This is a genomic window from Micromonospora parastrephiae (assembly GCF_016802865.1).
In the GTDB taxonomy this organism is placed as follows: Bacteria; Actinomycetota; Actinomycetes; order Mycobacteriales; family Micromonosporaceae; genus Micromonospora; species Micromonospora parastrephiae.
Window position 1 is genome coordinate 1 of the sequence record NZ_JAEVHM010000361.1, and the last position, 2,551, is coordinate 2,551.

The 2,551-nt window shown below is 70.1% G+C and carries 2 protein-coding genes; both read left to right on the plus strand.

What is annotated here, in order from left to right:
• Window positions 1-221 precede the first annotated feature (221 nt).
• Entirely contained in the window at window positions 222-1,001 is a 780-nt protein-coding gene (locus tag JNW91_RS30960; protein WP_203178999.1) for an endonuclease/exonuclease/phosphatase family protein, read from the plus strand.
• A gap of 145 nt (window positions 1,002-1,146) precedes the next feature.
• Window positions 1,147-2,551, plus strand: a 1,405-nt coding sequence (locus JNW91_RS30965; RefSeq protein WP_309244535.1) for a M14 family zinc carboxypeptidase, incomplete at its 3' end; no start/stop codon positions are given.

A 2,551-nucleotide genomic window follows, 5' to 3' on the forward strand; every position in this document is an offset into this window, starting at 1 on the left:
GCGGCGGCCAGCAGAGTACTCAGCGATACGGCGTCCACGGGCGGCAATTCTCCCCACCCGACCCGCCCGACCGGCACAACAGTGGCCAGCCTCACCCACTCACCGACCCCGCGTACGCCGCAACCACACCCCCAACGCGCCGACCGCCACGAACACCAGCACAGAACACAGCAGCACCTTGACCATCCGGCAACCCTGCCACGGGCACGTAAGGTGCAGGAGTGCGCCTGGCCACCTTCAACCTGCTGCACGGTCGATCCCTCACCGACGGGCTCGTCGACTCCGACCGACTCGCCACCGCCATCGGCGCCCTCGACGCCGACGTGCTCGCCCTGCAGGAGGTCGACCGCGACCAGCGCCGCAGCGGCAACCTCGACCTCACCGCCATCGCCGCCCACGCCCTCGACGCGCCGCACCACCGCTTCGCCGCCGCCGTCGTCGGCACCCCCGGCGAACAGTTCCGCCCACTACGCCACGACGACGACGGCCACGGCGAACCCTGCTACGGCATCGGCCTGATCAGCCGCTACCCGGTCCGCAGCTGGCAGGTCACCAGGCTCAAACCGGCACCCGTACGCTCCCCGGTCTACGTCCCCGGCCCCCGCGGCGGCCTCATCCTCCTGCACGACGAACCCCGCGTCGTCCTCGCCGCCATCCTGGACACCCCACACGGCCCCCTCACCGTCGCCGCGACCCATTTGTCGTTCGTCCCCGGCTGGAACGCCCGCCAACTCCGCCAGACCGTCCGCGCCCTGCGCGCGCTACCCGCCCCTCGCGTCCTGCTCGGCGACCTCAACCTGCCCGCCGGCGCGGCCCGGCTCATCTCCGGCTGGCGTCCCCTGGGCCGCCGCCCCACCTACCCCGCCGGGCAGCCCCGCGTCCAACTCGACCACGTCCTGGCCGACCGGCACGCCCTCGACCACCTGCCACCCGTACGGGCCGTCACCGCGCCGCTGTCCACCATCTCCGACCACCGACCCCTGCTGGTCGACCTCGGCTGACAGCCGTCGGGGGAGAGCGGCACCGAGCCGCAAGATTCCCTCAAGATCATTGCATCGAGGAACTCCGACGATCATGCTGGTCGATACGCGCCACGATCGACCAGTCGGAGGCCACATGAGACGCCAGCGAACCACCCTCCTCGCCGTGTCCACACTCCTCACCATCACCCTCACCGCCGCACCAACACCCGCCAACGCCCACCGCGCCGCGCAACCCCACCAGGTCACCAACCTCACCGTCCGCCAAGCCGACGGCTACGCCACCCTCGCCTGGCAACCCGTCGACGGCGCCACCGACTACCAGATCGAACGCACCGCCGTCGACACCGACGGCACCCCCACCGGCGCACCCACCATCGTCGGCGTCTGGCGCCCCAACCGCCAGATCAACCAAGAGGCACCCACCTTCGCCGACGCCGGCTTCAACCCCGGCGACACCTTCCAATGGCGCGTCCGCGCCCGCACCGGCACCACCGAACAGCCCTACTCCGACCCCGTCGCCGCCACCACCACCGCCCCCTGGGGCAACCCCGACAACCCCGGGGAAAACCTGCGCACCCTGTGGGAGACCACCCACGCCGCGCAATACACCACCGACACCGACGAGTACGCCTACACCGCCGCCATCGACGCCCTCAGCGACCGCGTGCGCGTCGTCGAACTCGGCCGCACCATCCAGAACCGACCCATCAACATGCTCGTCATCGGCCACCCCACCCCACCGGCGACCCCCGCCGCCGTCGCCGCCACCACCCCCGTGGCCATCAACTGCAACGTCCACGGCAACGAACCCGGCGACCGCGAAGCCTGCCTCATCATGGCCCGGCAACTCGCCTTCAGCACCGACCCCCGCATCACCGACCTGCTCGCCCACACCACCGTCCTGATCGTCCCCACCATCAACGGCGACGGCCGGGCCGCCAACACCCGGGGCAACTCCACCGGCCAGGACCTCAACCGCGACTACTCCCTGATCCGCCAACCCGAAACCGCCGCGTACATCAAAATGGTCCGCGACTACCGACCCGTCGCCGGCTACGACGGCCACGAGTTCGGCAACTCCCGCGCCGGCGACCTGCCGATGCTGCCACCACGGCACCAGAACGTCGCCCAACCCATCTTCGACCAGTCCCAGGACATGATCGAAGGCCACATGTACGCCAAGGGCGCCGACGCCGGCTGGTGGCCCTGCCCCTACGGCTGCGAAGGCGGCGGCAACGTCGGCCTCAGCGAGGAAACCATCCTGCGCAACACCCTCGGGCTCAAGAACGTCACCAACTCCCTGCTCGAACTGCGCAGCTCCGGCGGCCAGACCCGACCCGACGAGGGCAACACCGCCAACAACCGCCGCCGCAAGACCTACTCCGCGCTGTGGACGTTCCACCAGTTCCTCGACTACCACCGCAGCAACCTCGACGACATCCTCGACGCCCGCACCAAGGCCATCGAGTTCCAACACGTTCCGGTCGTACCACTCCTGACCGGAGATGGGCCGTGCGTGCAACAGCCTTTCGATCAAGTCACGCTGCCGCATGTCGACGTTGGCGCCG